The 202-nt window shown below is 52.0% G+C and carries 1 protein-coding gene; it reads left to right on the top strand.

Annotated features, from left to right (window positions below):
• On the top strand, positions 1-202 hold a 202-nt coding region (locus tag A3751_RS22610; RefSeq protein WP_197466149.1), incomplete at both ends, for a hypothetical protein.

Below are 202 nucleotides of genomic sequence, written 5' to 3'. Positions count from 1 at the left end.
AAGAAAAAAGCGGCTCAAGAGCCTGACGACGAGGTGATCAATGACTCCATCATGGATCAGCTAAACGACACTTCAATTGAAGATGTTGACTTTGATGCGGAGCCAGAGCCAGAACCAGAACCAGAGCCAGAACCAGAACCAGAACCAGAGCCAGAGCCAGAGCCAGAGCCAGAACCAGAGCCAGAACCAGAGCCAGAACCAG

This window comes from Oleiphilus sp. HI0080 (assembly GCF_001635135.1).
The sequence above is the reverse complement of the archived record's forward strand: the minus strand, read 5'-3'. Positions and strand labels throughout refer to the sequence as shown.